Source organism: Brevundimonas sp. FG8 (assembly GCF_057808845.1).
In genome coordinates this window covers 21240-42554 of sequence record NZ_JBMDIU010000016.1, presented here as the reverse complement: position 1 = coordinate 42554, position 21315 = coordinate 21240, and the positions used below count along the sequence as shown (strand labels likewise).

Genomic DNA, 21315 nt, shown 5'->3' with positions numbered 1-21315 from the left:
GGTGGTGGTGTCGTAGGACAGGGCTTCGGTGATGACGTCATGGCCGTCGCCCGAATTGTAGATGTAGGTGTCGGCGCCGGCGCCGCCCTGTAGCTGGTCGTCGCCGAGCCCGCCGATGAGGGTGTCCGACCCGCTTCCCCCGGTGATCTGGTCGTTCCCCTCGAAGCCGAAGATCGCGCTGTCGCCGCGACCGGCGTCCAGCACCAGCAGATCGGCGTCGGCGTCGCCCACGACGACGTGTTTGGCCAGGGCGAGCCTGACATCCGACAGCGTCAATGTGCTGAAGTTCAGATCCTCCCGCACCAGAGCCTCGAGTTGCGCCTCGAACGTGACGTCGCCGCGCGGGAAGAAGACGGTGTTGAGGGCGGGCAGGAAGCTCGACAGATAATCGAGTTGCATCAGCTGCTCGGCGCGGTCGCCTTGCAACACCGCGGTGGCCATGGTGACGAAGAAATCGCTGCGCCCCTGGATGGTGTCTGTGTCGTTGTCATAGAAGAAGACGCTGAACGCCGACAGCGGATGATCCAGCAGGCCGGGCTGTTCGCCGTTTACGACGGCCAGGGCGTAGTCCGCATTGGCCATCTGCACGAGCAGCCGCCCGGTCAGGCCGTCGATGATATTGCGGTAGGTTTGCTCAACCGTCCGGATCTGGAAGGCCGTCAGTTGCGGGTCGCCGAACGGAACGCCCTGGAAGGCCTCGACGATCGCCACATGGACGGGATCGACATCGCCGCGCGACGGAAGAGTGTCCGGGACATCGACCCACTGGCCGACAAGATCCTCCACGCGCGCCCGGAAACCTTCGAAGGTCAAGGTTGAGCTGTCGGCGACCAGATCCGTCACGGCCTGAAGAAGGTCCGGCCGGAGGGTGAGCGCGACCGAGAGGTCGGCGACCTGGCCATAGCCTTTCAGCTTGGGCAGGAGATAGGCGGCGTCGGCATAGGTGAAGTTTTCGGGGACGACGTAGCGGGTCGATTGCATGTCCGCCGAGAAGTAGACGCTCGCCGTCGTCGCGACGCCGCCGTCGGCAAGGGTGGCCTGCGCGGTTCGGGCGATGTGATTGCCCGCATTGGTCACGCCGGCCGCCACCGTGTTCAGACTGAAGCCGGTCACGCCGACGTCCTGAAGCGAACGCAGCTCGCCGGCGTCCGTGACGCCGTTGGAATTGGCGTCGACCCAGACCCGCAGCGCCGCGAAATCGGCGTCGGCGTTGTTGACGACGCCGTCGCCGTTGGAATCATAGGTCGCAAGGACGTCAAACCCGTCGATCGAGGCGCTACCGAACAGCTCGCTGCCGTCAATGGCGCCGTTGCCGTCGCGATCATGCACGAGCAAGCCGTCGCCCGGCGCGACCCAACCGGTGAGTTCGGCGAAACCATCGCGCCCGAAGTCGAAATGGACCCCGCTCTGGGTGACGTTCAGCAGGCTGATGCCATCACCGTTCAGATCGATGACCAGGGGGTCCACCGGCGTCGGAGCGCCGCCGCCGCCGCCGCCGCCGCCGCCGCGCCCCCCGCCCGGACCACCCGGTCCGGACGGGTCATTCGGATTGTCCGGATTGTCGGGGTCATCCGGATTGTTCGGATCGTCCGGGTTGTTCGGATCGTCAGGGTTGTTCGGGTCGTCCGGATTATCGGGGTCATCCGGGTTGTCGGGATTGTTCGGATCGTCGGGGTCGTTCGGATCGCAGGGGCTCGCCGCGCCTCCGGGGTTGGAATCCAGGGCCCCGTTCGCCGCGTTGAAGGCCGGCTCGCCGAGACCTGTAAGCTGACCGGCCGTATACATGCCCCGGTTGGTGAGGATTTGCCCCACGCCCATGCTGGCGGCGGTCGTGACTCCGGTTCCGGACAGCCAGTTGTAGATGGTCAGGTCCTGAACCTGGCCCGATCCCGCCCCCGCGGCATAGCCCGACACCAGCCCGGCGGCGGTCGGCGCGAACTGACTAAGCAGGCGATTGAAGTTGTTGATGGAATCCAGGATTTCCTGAGCGCCGTTCGGACAGGTCATGACGAAATTCCCTCAAACAAAAGAAACAGGATCCTCGGGCGTCCACGGCAGTCGATACGCCGGGGGGAGCCCTTTGGCGGTCGAGACCCGGCGCGAGCACCGGGCGGAGGCGTCGTCCGGAAGCGGCCTCGATCTGGATGCGGCCTCCACACCCTCAGCCTGCTACGGGGCCACGCACAACCGCAAGGCATCTTTTCGCTTGACAGGCGAGTGGTTCCTCGGCGCGCGTGGCGGGCGGGAGCCCGGGGCCGGATGCGATTTCATCCGCAGACGTCCGATCTCGTGACAGCCTCTGGACGTCGCCTGTGCGCGCGGGTCCGGGAGGCGTCTGTATTGACACTTGCGGTTGTCCCGCCGACGATCCCTGCGGGGTGGGACCATGGCGAACAAGACGGGGATCGGTTGCGCGCCTGTACTGGTGTTGGCTCTGATTGTTTTCGGACTCAGCCGGTGCATGGGCGGTGAAGACACCCAGACGAACGCCGTGTCCGGGCGGACATCGTCGGAACCGGAGACGGCGGGCGCCGTCGCCCATCTCTGGACACAGGCTCCCACGCTGAACTGTCGGGCGGCCCCCAACACCTCGGCCCTCCGCACAGAGTCCCTGCGGGAAGCCACCTTCGTCGGCGTCGTCCGTCGAGAAGGCGGCTGGTCGCTGCTGGATCGGTCGCCCCCCTGCTGGGTGTCCAGCAGATATCTGGGGGAAAGCCCGCCACCCGTCCGACCGGCTCCACTCTATAGCTACGGCGGTGACGGTGGCGGTGGCGGGGCGGGAGCCTCGCCCGCTCGCGGCGGATTCAACCGGAGACCCGGCGGCGCCTATCGCAATTGTTCCGCGGCCCGGGCGGCCGGAGCCGCGCCTGTCTACGCCGGCGAGCCGGGATATGGGCCTCATCTGGACAGGGACGACGACGGGGTGGGGTGTGAGTGATCCCCGACCCTGGTGGACCCGCCTGCGGGACGCATGGATGAAAAACGACGGTCAGCCACGGGAAGGCTGGCGTTCCGGCGTCGACCTCAAGGAGTTCGTGCTGGTGGGCGTTCTGGTCGTGCTGATCCTCGTCCAGCTTGGCGTCGCCATCGGCTTGTTTTCAGGCTGACGAGGGGGACGGGGGGGGGCGTGAAGCGGCGGCGGTCCGGCCACCGGCGGAAAGAACCGGCCTCAGCGCGCCGAGACCGGCCCGCTCGCTCTCTTCACCCCGGGACCCGACCCGACGGAGTCTTCATTCAGCGCCGTCAAGCGCCTGCGGGACGGGGTCCGGTCTGGTCCTGTCCGAAGGTCTCCGCGCCCCGCGGGGCGGAATCCGGTCGACGCTTGTCAGGATTTCAGGGGCGCGGGAACCGGGTCGGTCGCCCGGGGCGACAGCCGGGTCTGGGCCGTCAGGAAATCATGCAGGCGCTGGAGGGCCGTACGGTCCCGTCCGTCGCAGCGGGGATCGCCGCCCTGATCGAGCAGCACCTCAACGATCTGGCCGGCCTCGGCCGAGGACACCGGCCGGTGATCAAGAATGGCGGCCTCGGCCCGGGAGAAGTCGTCCCAAAGCGTTTCGGCGTCCGCGCGCGTTTGCCGCCAAAGCTGGACCGCGCGGGTGAAATTGAGGGTTCTGGACATGTTGAGTTCCTGCGGCGGAGCCGCGTCAGAGTGAGGGTCTGGCGTACGGGGCCGACCGGGCCTCCCAGACGCCTAGGAGGGCGAGCAGCATCAGCAGCAGCCATACGATCATGCGCACCGTCACCGCGGCCCAGACCTGCACATCGCTGAAGATGGCCACGAGCCAGGTGCCCAGCGACAACAGCTGGACGCCTGTCGCGGCGATCAGCCACCAGCGATCTGTCCGCAGGCTGAGAACAACGAGGGTCGCGGCCAGCAGGGCGGCCAGTACGGCGACGCCGTAGCGGACGCCGTCGATGATCACGCCGGCCAACAGCGGGGTGCCGAACATGGCGATCAGAAAGGCCGCCGCCGCGATCCGTTCCGGCGTTCGCCCCCTCCACAGGAGCAGGGCGATCGCCGCATAGCTGACGACGGCGAGGCCGTGCTGAGCCAGGCTGTAGACGGCGTCCGACACCTCAGCCGAGGGTCGCGGCCGGGGTGAGGGCGGCGGGCCTTATCTTCTCCTCATAGGGGCCCTCCATGCGCCAGACGACGCCGAGCGTCTCGGCGACCTGGCCCAGGCCTCCGTGGCTGCGCACCACCAGGGTGCGAGCGTCAGCCAGACGGGTGAGGGCGCCGACCGCATCCGTGAGTTCGGCATGGCCGACCTCGGCCGCGAGGTTGGCTTCGAGCCGGCCTTCGATCATGGCCTGGATAAGCGCGCTCGTCGCCACCATGGCGCTGTCCACTGTGCGTTCCGTGGTCTGAAGTTGTCGGGCGATCCGTGCGCCCATCCGGAGAGTTGTCATTCGGTGTCCTTTCGATACGGCTCAGATCGTCCGGACGGCGTCCGCGGGCGCGCTTTCAGCGGAGAGTTCAAGGCTCGCCGTCATCATCATCACGATCCCGCTGACGATGATCGCGGCGACGGCGGCTATGACGAGGGCGAGCAGCAGACGCACGGCCCCCCGCGGCGGAGGTGGAAGCGGCCAGGTCTGACTGGGCTCGCCCTCGCGGCCCCCGCCGTCGGGGTCACCGTCCGGCATGGGCGCAGCAGGGGCGGTCTGCGGTGCCGGCGCCATGGGTATGGGCGTGAACCGGGAGTAATCCGGGTACTCGAGAGCGACCAGGGCCGCGGCCGCGAACCGGTCCGAAGTCCCCAGCTTGGCGTAGGCGTTCGACAGGTGATTGTTCACCGTATGCGGCGACAGGGTCAGTCGCCGCGCGATGTCCTTGTTGGAGAGGCTCTCGCCCGCCAGGCGCACGCACTGAACTTCACGACGCGTCAGACGGCTGGTCATGAGAGTCCTGGCCGACAGGGGCGGTCGTTCGGGCTTGGAAAACCCACGCTCATGAGCGTCGCGGCCGCGCGAGATCGACGGCGACCGCTGTAAGCAATCGCTGGTCGCGGCGCTCCAGTTGCTGGAACAGCCGGGCGATCTCCAGGGCCTGGCGATTGCGGTCCGGATCATCGGACCCGAGGGGAGCGTCAAAGGCCAGCAGTTCCGCGACGGTCATGCCGAAGGCGTCGGCGAGGGCGACCAGACGCGGGAAGCCGACCGTGGTTTTGCCGAGCTCATACTTCTGGTAGGCCTGATAGCTGACGCCCAAGACGCGCGCGACGTCCCGGCGCGTCTGTCCGCCCGCCTGTCGCGCGGCCTGCAAACGCCGTCCGAGCGCCTGGTTGATCCGCGCTTCGGCCGCCGGATCCACGGATGGGGCACGCGGCATGAATCACCTCCATGACGACCTTGCCGCAAAAGGGCCGATTGCGGAACGCGGGAGGGACGGTCCACCGTGAATGACCGGTTGGTCGCCCAAAAATGCGGGCGGCGGCCACGCCGGACCTCATCGCTCCACGTGTCCGTACTGCGCGGTCTGGCTCGCCTCCGGCTTCAGACGGTCAGGTCGGACTAGCGTGTCCGGGCGCCATGCCAAGGCCGAGCGGTGGCCCTGATAGACCGCCCAGACTCGATGGAGATCTTCGGCATGGGCCGCACCGGCGTGCGGATCCCCGTCCAGCATCCCGTCGGCGGTCTCGGCTGCGGCAAGGCCTTGGACAGGCCTTGGGCGGACAGCGGATCAAAAGACAGGGCGGCGTCCCCGCAGGCGAGCCGGCTTTCGCCTGCGGGAGAACCGAGCCGCGCCCGGTCCGTGGCGCAATAGCCGCCGGCGGCGACCGCCGCCCCCGGACGATCAAACAGCCGGCTCATCATGGGCGCCGCCTGTACGCGTCGCAGGAGGGCGGCGGGCGTGCGCCCCTCCCGAGCGGCCGGAAAGTCGCCGTCGCAGGAAGGCCCGGCAAGGCCTCGCCGCGTGCGTGGCTGGACGCGCGTTCGGACCGACCTGCCTAACGGCGTGACACAGATCGAAGCCGAGCTCTCCCGATGTGCCGATGCGGGGATTGCCGCCGCCGCGTGCCGGGACAACAGGGGCCAGGAAGCGATCTGTGATGGGCGAGGGATGTGTTTTTCGCGCCACCGCACTTCCGGCAGCGGCTGGCCGAACGGCACGCCGAAGCCGTCATTCCCGCCCGGTCAAAAACGAAAGCATCCCGCGCCCCACGACCCCATCGCCTACCGGGACCGCAACACCGTCGAACGTCTCTGGGCGCGGCTCAAGGACTACCGCCGGGTCGCAACCGACTACGACAAGCGAGCCGACACCTTCCTCTCCGGCGTCCTCATCGCAGCCGTCATCTGCTATTGGATCAAATGAGTCCGGACCCTGGGCCCCAGCTGCTGGTGCTGGCGCGCGACGGACCCATTCGGTGTGAATAGAGGGTTGCGAACCGACGACCCACTGAAGTCCGACAATGACTCTTAGGAGACCTCGGGAAGATCTGCTATCGGCGAGGCGTGTGCGTTGGACCTAGACTACACGGTCGACGAAGCTGATACAGCGGCAATCGCATGCGATAGCCGGCGTCACTACCGGGTCGCCGCTGTCCCAAGGACAGTCCATGACAGACATGCGAAACGACCAGGTGGTGCAGGCCGCCGTCATGAACCTCTTCGTCGGCTGCGCGCCGGAGCGCCGCGACGAACTTGACGCCATGGTCCGCGAGCTGCAGCTCGAATTCCAGGTTCACAACGACAATCACGCCGACGGCAAGTTCATCTTCGACGCCGGCGCTTATCGCTATATCCGCTTCAATCCCCGCTCGATGCGCCTCTTCTGGCTGGGCGCCTATATCGCCTGGGAGGGGTTCTGCGCGCCCCCTATGCAGGTCGGCCAACCCGCGGACCTGTCGCGGTTCACCGCGCTGCGATCGGACCGCCTGTTCCTGCATCACGGCTTCCCGATCTCACTGATCCAGCTACTTAGTATGTCGTGGCGGATGGGGCCTTCCGAAAGCATGATCTTCACGGGAGTTCCGGCTTGAGCGACCTCAGACGGAGGATATCCGTATCGGTCGCGGAACAGCCGGCTGAAATGGCTTTGCGAGGCGAAGCCGAAATCCCAGGCGATGTCCGCGATCGTCGGCTTCGGCCCTGTGCGCCGGCGGATCGCCTCGCGAGCGTGGTGGAGACGCCGGTCCTGGATATAGCGGTTCACACCGCCTTCGCCATCGAAAGCACGGTACAAGGTGGCGCGTGATACCCCGGCCATGGCGGCGAGCGCGTCGACATCGGAGTCCATTTTTCCGACGTTCAACTGACGTTCGATGAAATCGACGGCCACCCGACGCACGGTGCCCTGCAGAGCCGACGTCTCGGGCGCGCCGATGATCACATCGGCGCCGACGGTTCTCGCCACTACCAGCAAAAGGGCCTGGATCGCCGTATCCAGAATATCGCCCGGCATATGCTCAGCCTCCGCGGCCAGGGCTCTCATCTGCAACTGGATGAACCGGACTCCGGGCGTCATGGGCTGCAGAATGAGGCCATGCATGTCCGGACCAAGCAGCGCCGGCGGCGCGAGATTGCGCGGCACCATGAGGGAAATCAGATCGACCAAGTCCAGCCGTGTCGCCGACAGACGGCTCATATCGCGAAACTGGACAGCGCCGGCTTCGGCCCGACCGTCTCGCCCGTCGTAATCCCCGACAGTCGCCGCGTGGTTGATGACTAGATTAAGTCCGTCCACGTCCGATCGCTTCAGGACGTCGGAACTGCGGGTCAAGGTTTGCCGAACCGAATGGCCTTCGCCGATCCCGCCGACGGCGCTCAGGGTTGACCGCGTCCGGTTGAAAAACCTGGCCTGGTCGCGCGCGCTGATGCCCGACACTTCGTAGAAATCCGCCATTGCGACCAGATAGCGATCAAGGGCGTCCGGGACGGTCGCCGTGGACACATCCCAAGCGATGGTCCGGGTCAGGGGCGGCCGGGTCTCTAAGGCGGAAACGGTCACGAACAAAGATCCTCAACACCAAATCCCTGAAACACATAGAGGAAACAGAAGCGTCAGGCTTCCTGTTCCAGGCGCCGACAGGCGTGTCTGTGCGTCGCAGACGCCAGAGATCAGCAGGCATTCACCCGGTCCCACCGCCGATGTTAGGCGAAACCTCTAGTCGAACGCCGTCCGCGGGGACGGCGGGGTGGTGGCGTCACGGGGCGTGGCGTCTGGGGAATAGTCAAGATGTTGAAGCTGTCGTCGGCATTCCGGGAAGCGGCCGTGAAGGTGAAGCTGGCGGTGCTGGTCGCGATTGTCGCGGCGGCAGCCATGGCGCCGGGCGCCGCCGTCGCGCAGTCGGCGGGATGCGCCCGCGTGAACGCCGGCAGCCTTAACTATCATACCTTCTACGGGTCCGGCGACCTGGGCTCCACTAACGCCCGTTGGTGGAGCGCAATCAGCGACCAGGCCTACAACTCGGTCCGGATCACCGCGAACAGCGACCCGATCGGCGGCACGGCTCAATACGATTCCGGCGGCAGTTTCGCCTTCGCCGCGGGCGATGTCCTCACCATGACCGTGTTGGCCCAAAACGTCACCACCGGGACGATTACGCCTCGCTTTCGCGTCGGGACCACGGCGACCTCGGCTGCGGACGTGGCGGGGACCGAGGCTGTGGTCAACATCGACGGCACGCAGACCAGGACCTACACGGTCACAGGCTCCGAGACGTCGATCGGGGTGCGCACCGCCAGGACCACCGGCACGACAGCGTCCGGTCAGCTGTGGATGTCTGTGACCTGTGCCCCCGCCCCGTCCGCGCCGACGGTCACCTCGGTCTCGCCGAGCAGCGGGCCATACACGGGCGGAACCTTGGTGACGATCACGGGAACCGGCTTCACGACCGCGACCTCGGTCGCCTTCAACGGCCCCACTTCGCCCAGTTTCACGATCGACAGCGACAAACAGATCACGGCCGTCACACCGCCCGGAGCGGCAGGCGTGGTTACCGTCGAGGTCGAGAACTCGGCCGGAATCGGATCGCTTGCGGACGGGTACACCTACGTCGCCCCGCCCACGATCAGTTCGGTCAGCCCGGCGGAGGGGATCGCGCACGCGACAAACCGTCCGGCGAACGTCACGATCACCGGAACGAATTTTTCGGCCAGTGGAAACAGCGTCACCTTCGGTGGCGCGTCGGGGACCATCGTCAGCGAAAGCCCGACCAGCATCGTGGCGACCCCGCCCGCCAATGCGACCGGCGGTCTGGTCGATGTCAGGGTAGCCAACGCGGGCGGGTCCGTCACGGCGGCCGGCGCCTACCGCTACATCCTGCCGCCGGTGATGACGGTGACGTTCTCGTCAAATGCGGTCGCGCTCAACGGGCGGACCGGGTTCACGTTCACCGTGACCAACCCCAACGGCGTCGCCCTCGAGAATGTGGCGCTCGAAAGGAATGCAGTGAACCTGCCGCTGTATTCAGTGTCGGTGACATCCCGCTGCGGAACCAGCAGCGAAGCGAGCCTCAACTCGGGCATATCGTTCTCGGGCCAGACCCTGGCCGCGGGCGCCAGCTGCACGCTGACCACCGAGCATTACGCCTTTGGCGCCGGAGCGTTCCAGTTCGTGCCGGGCGCCCTGACCAGTTCCGGCACACCGGCCACGGCATTGGCCCTCGTCGCGGAGCCGACAGCGTCAAATACCCTGACGATCTACGCCCCCCCGTCCATCATCGGAACCAGCCCGAACAACGGTCCCCTGGCCGGCGGCCAGTCTGTGACCGTGACCGGCACGGGGTTCACCGGCGCGACCGCAGTGACCATCGACGGCGTCGCCGCGACCAATGTGACGGTCGACAGCGACACCGCCATCACCGCCACCACGCCGCCGGGAGCCAGTGCAGGGTACAAGGCCGTTCAGGTGATCGGGCCGGGTGGAACCCGAGCCCGCCAGGACGCGTACCTCTACAACCCCGCCCCGCCTCCGCCGGCGATCGCGTCGCCCGGCGATCTGGCGATGACGGGCCTGCGCCCGATCTACAGGGGCTCGGCGTCCAGCGGCCATACGGTCACGGTCCACGTCGACGGCGTCGCGATCGGCACAGCGGTGGCGGACGGAAGCGGATGGACCCTGCAGCAGCCGGTCGACCTGGCGACGGGGCCGCACACCGTTTACGCCACCGCCTTCACCGCCTTGCTCGGCACGTCGGAGCCCTCGTCCACGATCAGCTTCATCGCAGATGGGACGCCCCCTGCGGCGCCGACCGTGATCTCGCCTGCTGAAGGCGCGCGGGTGAACACGGCGACGCCGACCCTAGAGGGCGCGGTGGAGGCCGGCGCCAGCGTGGAGGTCTATGTGGACGGCGCCCGCGTCACGACCCGTGCTGGAAACACCACGGGCGGCGGAACGTGGACGTTTACGAGCCCCGCGCTGTCGCAGGGATCTCACACCGTCCATGCGATCGCCGAGGACGCGGCGGGCAACCGTTCGCCGCAGAGCGCGACGAACAGCTTCATCGTCGACACCATCGCGCCGCCGACGCCGGTGATCCTGAGCCCCGGCACGGCCAATGTGATCTACGCCACGTCCGCTGTCATCGGCGGCAGCGCGGAGGCCTTCGCCGAGGTGCGGGTCTATGCCGACGGCGCCCTGGCCGGTACCACGATCGCCGACGCCGGGGGCGTCTGGAGCTATACGCTCGCCGCATCCGGTGCGGTGCGGGTGACCGTCGAGGCGCGCGACCAGGCGGGCAATCTGTCCGGCCGGTCCCCATCCTATGCCTTAACCTTCGACGGCGCGCCGCTGGCCGCTCCGGTCGTCGCCACGCCGGCGGACGGATCGCACACCCGTGACCGGACTCCCACCTTCACCGGGACGGCCGCGGCCAACGCTCGCGTCGCCATCGCGACGGGCGGGATCGAGCAGGCCGGGGTGAACGCCGACGGCGCAGGCGCGTGGTCGGTCGATCTGCCGGCGCAGGCCGAGGGCCAGTACATTTACCAGGTGACCGCAACACGAGGGGGCTCCACCTCGCCGGGCCGCGCCGTGAGCCTGCGCATCGACACGACGGCCCCAGTCGCGCCGACACTGTCCGCGCCTGTGGACGACGGGCCGGCGACGGTCGCCCCGCCGGTCTTCTCGGGCACGGCGGAGCCGCTCTCGCAGGTGGAACTGCAGTTGAACGGCGATCCGGTCGCTTCCGGCATCGCCGTGGACGGCGCCGGGGCCTGGACCTTCGCCCTGCCGGCCGACGCTCTGGAGACCGGCGTCTACGTGGCGACCGTCACGTCGCGGGACGCGGCCGGCAACATTTCGCCGGCCTCCGGCGGCCGGACCTTCACCATCGACCGCACCGCGCCCGCCGTGCCCGACGTGATCTCTCCGATGGAGGGGGAGTCCGTGCCCAACTTGCCCGGCATGATAGGTCGGGCCGAGGCGGGCAGCCAGGTCACCGTGGTCATTGACGGCGTCGACTATACGACGGTCGAAGCAACCGACAGGCACGACTGGTTCATCCAGGTCACCGGCACGCCGCTGGCCGAAGGACCGCACACCGTCGCCGTCCGGGCCGCCGACGCCCTGGGCAACACCTCGGCGCTCAGCGCAGCGGTGAACTTCACGGTGGACACCGTCGCGCCGGCGGCGCCGGTCATCGCCAGCCCGACCGACGGTCAGGTGTTCGCCCACCTTCGTCCCACGTTTTCCGGCACGGCCGAGCCGAACGCGACTGTTCACCTCCTATTCAGCACGTTCATCGACTATGATTTTCAATACGTGCCGGTTGACGGCGCGGGAAACTGGAGCTTCGCCGCCGATCGCGATCTGCCCGAGGGCGCCGTCCGAGTGGAAGTGATCGCCTACGACTACGTGGGGAACCTGTCCCCCGCCGTTACGTTCGGTATCGTGCTCGACGCGAGCCCGCCGGCGACGCCGACGATCTCGACGCCGACCGAGGATTCCACCAGCGCGAGCCGTTCGGTCGTCCTGAGCGGCACGGCGGAGGCCGGCGCGACCGTTCTGATCGTTCTGGACGGTGAGACCCTGACCGCGACGGCCGACGGCGGCGGCGACTGGCGCTACACGGTTGCGAACCTGGCAGACGGAACCCACGCTTTCACGGTTCAGGCGCGCGATCAGGCGAACTTAACCTCGCCCGTGTCCTCCGCTCGCAGCTTCTCGGTCGACGCCACGGCGCCGGCCGCCCCGACCATCCTTTCGCCGGTCGACGGCTCCCTCACCAGCGACGCCACGCCGGTCATCTCCGGCACGACCGAAGCCGGCGCCTCTGTGGCCGTCGTGATCGACGGCGTTGCGGCAGGCACGGCGCCCGCCGACGCGGCCGGCGCCTGGAGCTTCACGTCCGGTGTTCTGGCCGACGGGCCGCACACGGTGAGCGCCGTCTCGACGGATGCCGCGCGCAACGCGTCGCCCGCCTCGGCGCCTATCACCTTCACGGTGGATGCGACGGCCCCGGCCGCGCCGGTCATCTCCGCTCCCGTCGACGGTTCGGTGACCGACGACGGCACGCCGACCATTTCCGGCACGGCCGACGGCGACGCCACGGTGCAGCTGTCGATCAACGGCGGCGCGCCGATCACGGTGACCGTCAACGGCGGCGCGTGGTCCTACACGCCGCCATCGGACCTTCCGTCGGGTGAAAACACCCTCTCGGCGGTCGCCGTGGATGCGGCGGGCAACGCCTCGCCTGCCTCCAGCACGGTGCGGTTCAGCTATTCGCCGGTCACCATCATCACCACGACCCTGGCGTCCGGCCAGGTCGGCGTGGCCTATGCCGCCGATGTCCAGATCGCCGGCGGTTCTGCGCCCTACGGCTTCGCCGTCACGGTCGGGCGCTTGCCTGACGGCCTGCGCCTTTCGACGGCCGGCGCGCTTTCGGGCACGCCGACGGCCAGCGGGGCCTTCAACTTCACGGTGACCGCGACCGACGCCAACGGTCTGTCGACCGGCCGGGCGCTAGGCCTGACCGTGGCGCCGCCGGCGCCGCCTGTGGTCACCGACGTCGACGACGTCGAGGTCACGGCCAATCCCGGCGGCGCGGCTCAACCGACCGAGATCGATCTGTCCCGCGCCGTGCGCAACGCGACCCGGATCGAGATTGTCACCCCGCCCGCTCACGGCGCGGCGACGATTGACGGCTTCCGCGTGCGGTACGTCCCGACCGTCGGCTACTTTGGTCAGGACAGCTTCACCTACCGCGCCATCGGGTTCGAGGACGGTGCAGGTCCCGATGCGGCGCCCGCCGCAGACGGGGCTGGGGGGGCCGTGTCCCCGTCGGCCAGGGTGACGATCGTCATCCAATCGCCGACGTTGACGCTGACCGGCGGCGCCCAACCCTCGGGACAGGTGGGCGTGGCCTATTCACGGACACTGACGACCGCAGGCGGCACCGCGCCCTACAGCTATGCTGTCACGGGCGGCGCCCTGCCGGCCGGGATCAGCCTGACGTCGGACGGGACGCTTTCTGGGACGCCCACCGCGGGCGGCGCCTTCAGCTTCACCGTCACGGCGACGGACAGCTCCACCGGCAGGGGCCCGTTCAGCGTGTCGGCGGTGCACGAGGTCACGATCGCGGCGCCGACCCTGGTAGTGACGCCGTCGGTGCTGCCGAATGCGACGACAGCCCAGCCCTACAACCAGGCGGTCTGGGCTTCGGGCGGCGTCGGTCCCTATAGCTACGCCATCACGGCTGGCGCCCTGCCGGCCGGGCTCACTCTCTCGCCGGCGGGCGCCCTGTCCGGCACGCCGACGCAGGGCGGCAGATTCACCTTCACGGTGACGGCCACCGACTCCTCCACCGGCGCCGGGCCCTATTCGGCAGGGCAGGAGCTGACCCTCGTGGTCGAGGCCTCGCCCATCGCAGTGACACCGACCACGCTCGCAACAGGGACTCGTGGCACGCCTTATACCGCGACCGTCTCGGCGTCCGGGGGGGTAGCCCCTTATAGCTACGCCGTCGCGTCGGGCGCCTTGCCCGCCGGCCTGACCCTGTCGACCACGGGCCAGATCAGCGGCACGCCCACCGCAGTGGGAACCTTCGTCTTCCAGGTGCGGGCGACCGACTCGGCTACCGGGGCAGGGCCGTACTCCGGCGTCGCCGACGTCTCGGTGACCGTTGCAGCGGCCACCCTGACGGTCACGCCGACGTCCCTGCCGGAGGTCTTCGCGGGCATGCCGTACAGCCAGCAGCTGACGGCCACGGGCGGACAGGGCGGTTACGCCTTCGCCGTCACCTCCGGCGCCCTTCCGGCCGGACTCACCCTCAGCCCGGCGGGGCTGATCGCGGGCAGGCCGACGACGGCGGGCGCTTTCGCCTTCACCGTCACGGCCACAGACGACTTCGGCAATACCGGATCGGTCTCGCTCAGCCTGGTGGTGACCGGTCGTCCGGACCCGGCGGCCGATCCCGACGTGCGTGGACTGAACTCGGCGCAGGCGGAGGCGACCCGCCGCATGGTGGGGACCCAGATCACCACCTTCGGACGCCGCCTCGAGCAGCTTCACGGCGGCGACCAGGGTCAGAACGCCGTCTCGCTTAACCTGACGCTTGACGGTGCGGCCTTCACGCCGCTGGACGAAAGCCGCGCGGCGATGGGCGAGCTGGGTCAGGCCCTGGCCCGGTCGGGGGAGGGCGATCGCGATCGCTCCGCTCGCGAAGAGCTGAGCCGTATGGTGCAGGGCGCGCGCGGCGCTGCGCCGGACGCGGCACCCGGGACGGCCGACCTTAACGCTGCACCACAATCCGGGCCCGGCGCGACGTCCGGCGAGCCGTCCGACGGGCTGCGGGTCTGGGCCGGCGGCGCTATCAGCCTGGGCGACCGCGACCCCACCACGCAGACGGCGAAGATGTCGATCACTACCTCGGGGATCAGCGTCGGCGTCGACATGAGCGTGGCCGAGGGCCTGGACCTGGGCGTCGGCGTGGGCTTCGGCCAGGAGAACGTCGATGTCGGGGTCGAGGACTCGCGTCTTGAGGCGGACACATGGCTGGGCGTCGCCTACGGCAGCTGGCGTCCGCAGGGCGACCTCTTCCTGGACGGCCTGCTGGGCTACGGCGAACTGGGCTTCGACATGCGTCGTCGCACCCCGGTCGACCGGAGCCTGGTGTTCGGCCGGCGCGACGGCACGGTCCTGTTCGGCTCGCTCTCGGCCGGGATCGACCGGACCGCGGGGGGCGCACGCTGGATCGGCTATGGGCGGGTGGACACGCTGGACGCCGACCTCGACGGCTACGCGGAGACGGGCTCGCCGCTCTGGTCGCTCAGCTACGATGCGCGCTCGGTCCGGTCGCGACAGGGCACGCTGGGCCTGCGTTACGAGCGCTCGATGGTGCGCCCCGACGGCCGCTGGACTCCGGGCGCACGGCTGGAGTGGACCCACGAGTTCAGCGACGCAGACGCCCAGACCCTGCGCTACGCCGACTGGCTGGAAGGGCCCGGGTTCTCTATCGGCCAGGACGGCTGGAACCGCTCGCGCCTCAATCTGGGCCTCAGCCTGGGCTGGAGTGCGACCAACGGCTGGTCTTGGACGACAGAGTACGAGGGCGCGTTCAGCGACGGCGAGACCATGAACGGGCTGCGTTTGAAACTTTTGAAGATCTTCTGATGAAGGGCGGGGCGCTCTGGCGCCCCGCCCGGGCCTGTCCTCTAGCGTGGGCGCCGCTTCGGGCGCGGCAATGGTGATCTGTGAGCCGCATCGAAACTAAAAATCACGGGAGTCCCGCAGTGCCTGCAGGGAGCCGATCTTGAGTGGTCTCGTTGTTTTGTCGGTGCCAACTGAAACGGGTTGGAAACGAGCTAGAAGTGCTCAACGTGAGAACTGCTGGCAAGTTTGGGCGCGCCGTTCCGTTTGCCGGTGAAGGCGAAACCCTGATCGCGAACGCGGCGCCGCGTAAGGGCGCCGCAACCTTTCCAGAGAGTTTGATAAGCGGCTCAGGGCCGATGTCCGCCCCTCGCCGCGTTCCAACGTCCGCTGATAGCGCAGGCCTGACGAAACAGGAGTATCATCTGCCGAGGCAGGGACCCGACGCGTCACCGACATCCTTCGTGATGACATCGCTCTCGAGGACCGAAGCGCAGAAGCCGCCCTGATGATAGATCTTGGTTGCGGCGCCGATGTGGAGAGCGGTTGCCTTGGCGTCGGCTCCATCGCCGAGTTCGGCCGTTCGGACGCCGACATCAATGCCTTGGGCGACAGGGCGGGAACGGCGGTGGTCGCTTTGTTTGCCGATCGGGTTCACGCCGGTATGGCGGCGGGTGAGCTCCGCTCTGACCTGGATCCAAACGCAGTCGGCCGCATGCTGCTGAGCCTGAAGTCCGGCCTGAAGGTCGCCGCGCGCGGCGGCGCAGCAGAGGCTGATGTCCGCGAGAGCGCCAGGCTGGTCTTGGACGGCTTAGTCAACCGGCACCTATAGGTCCGCTTTTGGGCGGGGCAGGTGTGTCCGCTTTTGGCGCATCTCGGACGAAAGCTGGTGGGAATATAGGGGATCTGATTTAGGGGCCCCAGCCTTGCCGTTCGTCTCTCCCCACGCCGCTAGTAAGGCGGCGGTTTAAGGAGAGACAATGCCGGATCTGAACTGCATTTCGACCCAGGTGAAACGCCCTAGAGGCCGACCGCCAATCCCCATTGTCGAGTACCCGACCCCTCTGTGGGAGGCCAAGGTCCACCCGCTAGACTTTCACGGCGCGCTGGACATGCAGATGCGTCGCCACTGCGAGCCAGCTCACCGCCTCCACCGCGCGGTCAAAGCTGCGGGTGGCCTTACTGACCGGAAGACGATTTCCGATTGGCGACGCGGTATCAAGACTCCCCAAACGCCGGCCAGCCTCAAGGTGGTCGAACTGATCGAGCGCCGCTACCGGCTGCCGGAGCGCTACCTCCGATCGCGGCTGAACCAGAGCCGCGCCATCGCTGGACTAGCGCCGGCCGGCGTCGAGCCGTCGGAGTCGCGCAGGCTGGCGTGGCACCTGCCGGACGACTTCCGATCAAGATCGATCCGGGAGAGGGACGAGATCCTAGCCTGGGTACGGACCAACGTCCTGACCGGGGGAACCGCCTACAGCCGCTATCATGCCGAGGTCTCCAAGCACCGCTTTTCACTTCGGTTCGAGGACGACGTCATCCCGCATCGGCGGGGCAGGGGGCGCAAGGGCTGTGTCGAACTCATTGCCCCGCCGCAACTCCAGGAAGAGATGGCAACGTTGATCCGGTTCAAGTCGGCGACGCTGACTGACATCGGCTACCAGCGATCGGGCGTCTGGGGTGAAGAGACTGCGGCCCAGCGCTGTGAGCATCTAGCGCTGCTTTTCGGGGCGCTGGCGGCTTCGTCTAATGGACCAGCCAGAGGCTTCGGAGCGTCCGTTGAACGCCTCTCCTTTGCTCACTTGGTCTGTCCTTCGGTGTGGGACTGGTACGTCCAGTGGCGCGAGCGCCGGAGAGGCTTCTTCACCGGTTGGGAGGCGGAGATGCTGTTGCTGGCCGCAGCGCTGACCCGGGAGAAGACCGGCTGGTTGCGCCAGAGTCCATGGCTGGCGGACCGACTTGTGCCGATCCGTGGGTTAATCAGCGCGGAACAGGCGGGAGAAGGACGTGCAGATTGGGATGCTGCGTGTGCTCGTCTCCATGCGCATGCGCTCCAGCGCGCCAAAGAGATCACGCGGGTGGCGCGCATCCATCGCGACCCGTTTGAGCCGCTTCTTCCCATCTTGGAGTCCGCCAGCCCCGTCGGCGAGTATCGTAAGATCACTGCCGAGATCCTGAAGCGCATGCCGGATGCGCGCCGCTACCCTCGAGGCGCGGCCGAGAGTGTTCGGTCCCTGTTGATGCTCCGTCTCGGCCTTCATCTTGGGCTCCGACAGAAAAACCTGCGGCAGATGCTCCTCTGCCCAAAGGATCGATCGCCCATGACGGAGCGGGAGCTCGAGCGCCTGAAGTGCGGCGAGCTCCGATGGAGCGATCGAGACGCTGGCTGGGAAGTGTTTGTGCCCTGCGCCGCCTTCAAGAATGCGGGGTCGGCCTACTTCGCGAAGCGGCCGTTTCGATTGCTACTGCCTGATCTGGATGGGCTTTACGGCTGGATCGAAGCTTATGTGACAACCCACCGGCGAGTTTTGCTGGCCGGGGCTAGTGATCCCGGCACGGTGTTCGTGAAAACCCGAAAGCGGACATCCACGGACGCGGCCTACAATCAAACGACCTTCTACGAGGCCTGGCGGCTGATCATTCAGCGCTACGGCATCTACAATCCCTACACCGGTCGCGGCGCGATCCCCGGCCTTCTGCCACATGGGCCTCATAGCGTCAGAGACGTACTCGCCACCCACGTTCTCAAGACGACGGGCTCCTACGAACAGGCGAGCTACGCGATCCAGGACACGCCGGCGACTGTTCAAGCGCACTACGGTCGGTTCCTGCCACAAGATAAAGCTGCGCTTGCGGCCGCTGTCTTGAACAAAGTCTGGGCCTGATAAGCTGGAGAGGGGCTGGGACCGTCCCGGCCCCTCCGATCTTGGCCGGCACCCCGCCGCGTGTCCTCAGGATTGGGGCAGGTATGCGTCAATGGTTGTCGACGTCCCCGGGATGCCCGGCAATACGTGTTCTCTCGATGGTCTACCCTAGAGATGATAGGATGATCTGCGATTCGGATTTAGCAGCTCCGAAGCCTCGCTTTTGGCAGGCCTGCCCCAAAAAGGTGCCGAAAGATACAGTCATCACGGATTCTTGATAGTCCCGATTTCTTCTTTATTTTCAACGGTACTGTATTTTCCGGGGCATTAGGCGGGTATCAACGAATTCTGACCGTCGAAAACTCCCTCATTTTCCGACGTTTATCGATCTATGAAGTAATCGAGTGGGAGTGAGTCACGCGCTCCCTGCAAGTCCTCGCTGACGCGGGACGGGGCGCCGGCACGGGCGGTCGGCGCCGTGGTCTGACTCAGCCGCAGTTCGGGCCGAAGCGTTCGCCGCCTGTCCAGAGGCAGGCGCCGTCGAGGCAGTCGATCAGGTTGCTGGAGAACGCTCCGGTGTCGTGATCGTAGAGCTGGAACCAGCCGCCATCGTCCCAGACCGCCGTGGGCATCTGGAAGGCGCGCGCGTGGACGACATCAAAACGCGAGTACCAGAGCCTGATGTTGTTGCAGTCCATGGCGGGCAGGGTGCTCTTCCAGCCGACGCCCCATTCGCCGATGAAGACCGGCATGCCCCCGCCGATGGTGGAGGCCCAGGCGGCCATCGTCGCCATCGGATCGGCGATGTTCGCGTCGGTCCATGCGTCGGCATAGTCGCCCTGATTGTCGCCGCTGAAGGTCCAGGGATCGTAGTGGTGGAAGGTCGCCATCAGATAGCGGTCCTGTCCACCGCCAACGGCGGCCAGGTCGGGCCAGGTCAAGGCCATTTCATGCGCGCCGAACCACTGGTTTCCGCCGATCACCACCAGCCGTCGCGGATCGTTCTGGCGGATGCGCGCATAGGCCAGACCGGTTATCGCCCGCAGGGAGGCCGGCGCCATCGCCGTCTTGTCGCTGAGATGGGGCTCGTTCAGGATTTCGAAGATCAGCCGCCCGTCCCGGTCGGCGAACCGGGCGCTGATGTCGGCCCAGAGCGCCGCGAGCACTTCTCCCCGCGCGCCGTCCTTCAAGCGGGTTTCATGGTGGGCGTTGAGGACGACATAAAGTCCGGGACGGGACAGGGCGTAGTCGACGACGGCCTCGAGCTGGGCCAGCCGCGACGAGTCCGGATCGAGGCGGCCGGTGTCAGGATCGGCCAGGGTCGAGCCGTGGACGGACTCCGTCCAGGTCACCGGGATACGCACCACGCGGAAGCCCCGGGCATAATAGGCGTCGATCTTGGGACGGGCGGTCAGGAGCGTCGGCGGATGCTGGCTGCTCTCGAACATCTGTCCGAGATTGAAGCCCTTGCCCATGCCGTCCGCCGCCTCGCGCGCGGTGGGACGCTCCGCCGCCGTCACTGTCGAGAGGGAGGCGAGGCACAGGGCGATCGCCAGCAAGATCTGGCCCAGTGGGCGGAACATCGGATGACTCCGGTGGATGGAACGCGGCGCAGGCAATCGTGAGCGGTCGTCGGCGTCAAGACGCGGCGAGAAGAGGTAAGGAAGGATCAACGCACACGACGCACGCCCAGAACGGTCAAGCCGCCCAGTATGGCGATAAGGGCGGCGGCGCCCATAAGGATCGGCCAGCCCTGTCGGTCCGGCCCCAGCGCGACCAGGGCAAGCAGAGGCGCCAGAACCGCCGGAAGGGTGTTGGTCAGGTTCATTACGCCGAGATCCCGCGCGGCGTCACGGCGCGAGGGCAGCACCTGCGCGACCAGGGCCGCGTCCACCGTGCTGTAAATGCCGAATCCCACCCCATACAGGGCGTAGCCGACCAGCGGTCCGGGCCAGGCAGGCCAGATCGCGAACACCGAAAGACCCGCGGCCATCAGGGCCGCGGCCAGAAGAATGAAGGCGCGGCGGCGGTTCAAACGGTCCGAGGCCAGCCCTCCCAGGAAGCCCGCCGCCACGATCAGCACCGTCGACAGGGCGATCAAGCGCGCCAGTCCCGACTCGACGGTCGATCCGGGGAATCGCTCCGCATAGCGGGCGTAGTCCGCCAGATAGTAGAGCATGTAGGCGTTCACGACGCTGGCCGCGATCTGGAGGCAGAAACGCGAGGCCCAGGCGAAGCCGAAGTCGGGGGAAAGCGCGCCGTGGCTCGCGACCGTGCTTTCGGGGGCGGGGCGAACCGGCTCCCGATAAGCCAGCAGGAAGGGCAGAACGCCGGTCAGAACCAGACCGGTCAGCAAGGCCATTCGCAGCACCCCGTCTCCCGGCGCCGTGATCAGGACGCCGCTCGCCGCGCCCATGGGAGCGGCCAGTCCGAGAAAGGCCGAGACGCGTCCCTTCTGCCGGTCCGGCACCCGATCCGCCAGGGTGGCGGTCAGGGGCGCGAACATCATGTTGAAGGCCACCTGAAAAGCCACGACGCCGACGATCAGGGCGCCGGGCGACGCCGCGACGGCGATCAGGGCGTAAGCAAGAACGAGCCCGGCCAGTCCGGCGGCGATCCATGGGCGGCGGCGGCCCCAGCGGTGCCGCGTCCGGTCACTTGCCCAGCCCACCGCCATATTGGCCAGGCTGGCGGCGACCGCGCCCCAGAGGGCGACCTGACTGAGCAGGCCGACCTTGTCGGCGGGCGCCAGCACCTCCGCGCGCAACGGCACGAGAAGGCTCAGAAGCGGTACGAAGGCGATAAAGGCGCCGATGTTGGCCCAGGTCAGCAGGGCGATAAAGCTGATGCTGACAGGCGTTTCGGGGTCAGGCCCGGGATCCACGGATGCCCTCATGGGGGCGGACCATGTCGAAA

Annotated in this window: 15 protein-coding genes and 1 pseudogene; 7 read left to right on the top strand and 9 right to left on the bottom strand. The window is 67.5% G+C overall.

Annotated elements, in window-relative coordinates; all coding sequences use genetic code 11:
* A pseudogene (locus tag ACODRV_RS16810) lies at nt 1-2007 on the bottom strand (hypothetical protein); the annotation flags it as partial.
* Between the two features lie 379 nt (nt 2008-2386).
* On the opposite strand from ACODRV_RS16810, the gene ACODRV_RS16805 reads away from it, so the two are divergent.
* Both ACODRV_RS16805 and ACODRV_RS16800 read left to right on the top strand, forming a co-directional pair.
* Nucleotides 2387-2938 (top strand): excalibur calcium-binding domain-containing protein, encoded by a 552-nt coding sequence (locus ACODRV_RS16805; protein WP_488909108.1) that lies wholly within the window; start codon nt 2387-2389, stop codon nt 2936-2938.
* 37 nt (nt 2939-2975) lie between these two features.
* Nucleotides 2976-3107 (top strand): hypothetical protein, encoded by a 132-nt coding sequence (locus ACODRV_RS16800; protein WP_488909107.1) that lies wholly within the window; start codon nt 2976-2978, stop codon nt 3105-3107.
* A 218-nt stretch (nt 3108-3325) separates the two neighbouring features.
* On the opposite strand, the gene ACODRV_RS16795 is transcribed toward ACODRV_RS16800, so the two are convergent.
* From ACODRV_RS16795 to ACODRV_RS16775, 5 genes are read right to left on the bottom strand one after another with little or no spacing between them, the layout of a single operon-like run.
* Nucleotides 3326-3619 (bottom strand): hypothetical protein, encoded by a 294-nt coding sequence (locus ACODRV_RS16795; RefSeq protein WP_488909106.1) that lies wholly within the window; start codon nt 3617-3619, stop codon nt 3326-3328.
* Nucleotides 3620-3644: 25 nt separating this feature from the next.
* Nucleotides 3645-4076 (bottom strand): hypothetical protein, encoded by a 432-nt coding sequence (locus tag ACODRV_RS16790; RefSeq protein WP_488909105.1) that lies wholly within the window; start codon nt 4074-4076, stop codon nt 3645-3647.
* A 1-nt stretch (nt 4077) separates the two neighbouring features.
* A complete protein-coding gene (locus tag ACODRV_RS16785; RefSeq protein ID WP_488909104.1) occupies nt 4078-4410 on the bottom strand; it encodes a hypothetical protein in 333 nt (110 codons plus the stop codon).
* A 21-nt stretch (nt 4411-4431) separates the two neighbouring features.
* Nucleotides 4432-4902 (bottom strand): helix-turn-helix domain-containing protein, encoded by a 471-nt coding sequence (locus ACODRV_RS16780; RefSeq protein ID WP_488909103.1) that lies wholly within the window; start codon nt 4900-4902, stop codon nt 4432-4434.
* Nucleotides 4903-4951: 49 nt separating this feature from the next.
* Nucleotides 4952-5332, bottom strand: a complete 381-nt coding sequence (locus ACODRV_RS16775) for a helix-turn-helix domain-containing protein (RefSeq protein ID WP_488909102.1) — start codon at nt 5330-5332, stop codon at nt 4952-4954.
* Nucleotides 5333-5959: 627 nt separating this feature from the next.
* On the opposite strand from ACODRV_RS16775, the gene ACODRV_RS16770 reads away from it, so the two are divergent.
* Nucleotides 5960-6319: a transposase gene (locus ACODRV_RS16770; protein ID WP_488909101.1), complete on the top strand. Its 360-nt coding sequence runs from the start codon at nt 5960-5962 to the stop codon at nt 6317-6319.
* Nucleotides 6320-6563: 244 nt separating this feature from the next.
* Nucleotides 6564-6986, top strand: a complete 423-nt coding sequence (locus ACODRV_RS16765) for a hypothetical protein (protein WP_488909100.1) — start codon at nt 6564-6566, stop codon at nt 6984-6986.
* Here the strand turns inward: ACODRV_RS16765 and ACODRV_RS16760 are convergent.
* Nucleotides 6893-7954 carry an AraC family transcriptional regulator gene (locus ACODRV_RS16760; protein WP_488909099.1) on the bottom strand — a complete coding sequence of 354 codons (1062 nt, stop codon included), beginning with the start codon at nt 7952-7954 and terminating at the stop codon, nt 6893-6895. The genes ACODRV_RS16765 and ACODRV_RS16760 overlap by 94 nt on opposite strands.
* A gap of 228 nt (nt 7955-8182) precedes the next feature.
* Between ACODRV_RS16760 and ACODRV_RS16755 the strand changes: the two genes are divergently transcribed.
* From ACODRV_RS16755 to ACODRV_RS16745, 3 genes are all read left to right on the top strand, one after another.
* A complete protein-coding gene (locus ACODRV_RS16755; RefSeq protein ID WP_488909098.1) occupies nt 8183-15559 on the top strand; it encodes an Ig-like domain-containing protein in 7377 nt (2458 codons plus the stop codon).
* Between the two features lie 484 nt (nt 15560-16043).
* Entirely contained in the window at nt 16044-16367 is a 324-nt protein-coding gene (locus ACODRV_RS16750) for a hypothetical protein (protein ID WP_488909097.1), read from the top strand.
* A gap of 148 nt (nt 16368-16515) precedes the next feature.
* On the top strand, nt 16516-18420 hold the full coding sequence (locus ACODRV_RS16745; protein WP_488909096.1) for a hypothetical protein: 1905 nt from the start codon (nt 16516-16518) through the stop codon (nt 18418-18420).
* 467 nt (nt 18421-18887) lie between these two features.
* Here ACODRV_RS16745 and ACODRV_RS16740 read toward each other — a convergent pair whose 3' ends face one another.
* A complete protein-coding gene (locus ACODRV_RS16740; protein ID WP_141626919.1) occupies nt 18888-19982 on the bottom strand; it encodes a glycoside hydrolase family 5 protein in 1095 nt (364 codons plus the stop codon).
* An 86-nt stretch (nt 19983-20068) separates the two neighbouring features.
* Entirely contained in the window at nt 20069-21283 is a 1215-nt protein-coding gene (locus ACODRV_RS16735; RefSeq protein ID WP_488909095.1) for an MFS transporter, read from the bottom strand.
* Between the last annotated feature and the right edge of the window lie 32 nt (nt 21284-21315).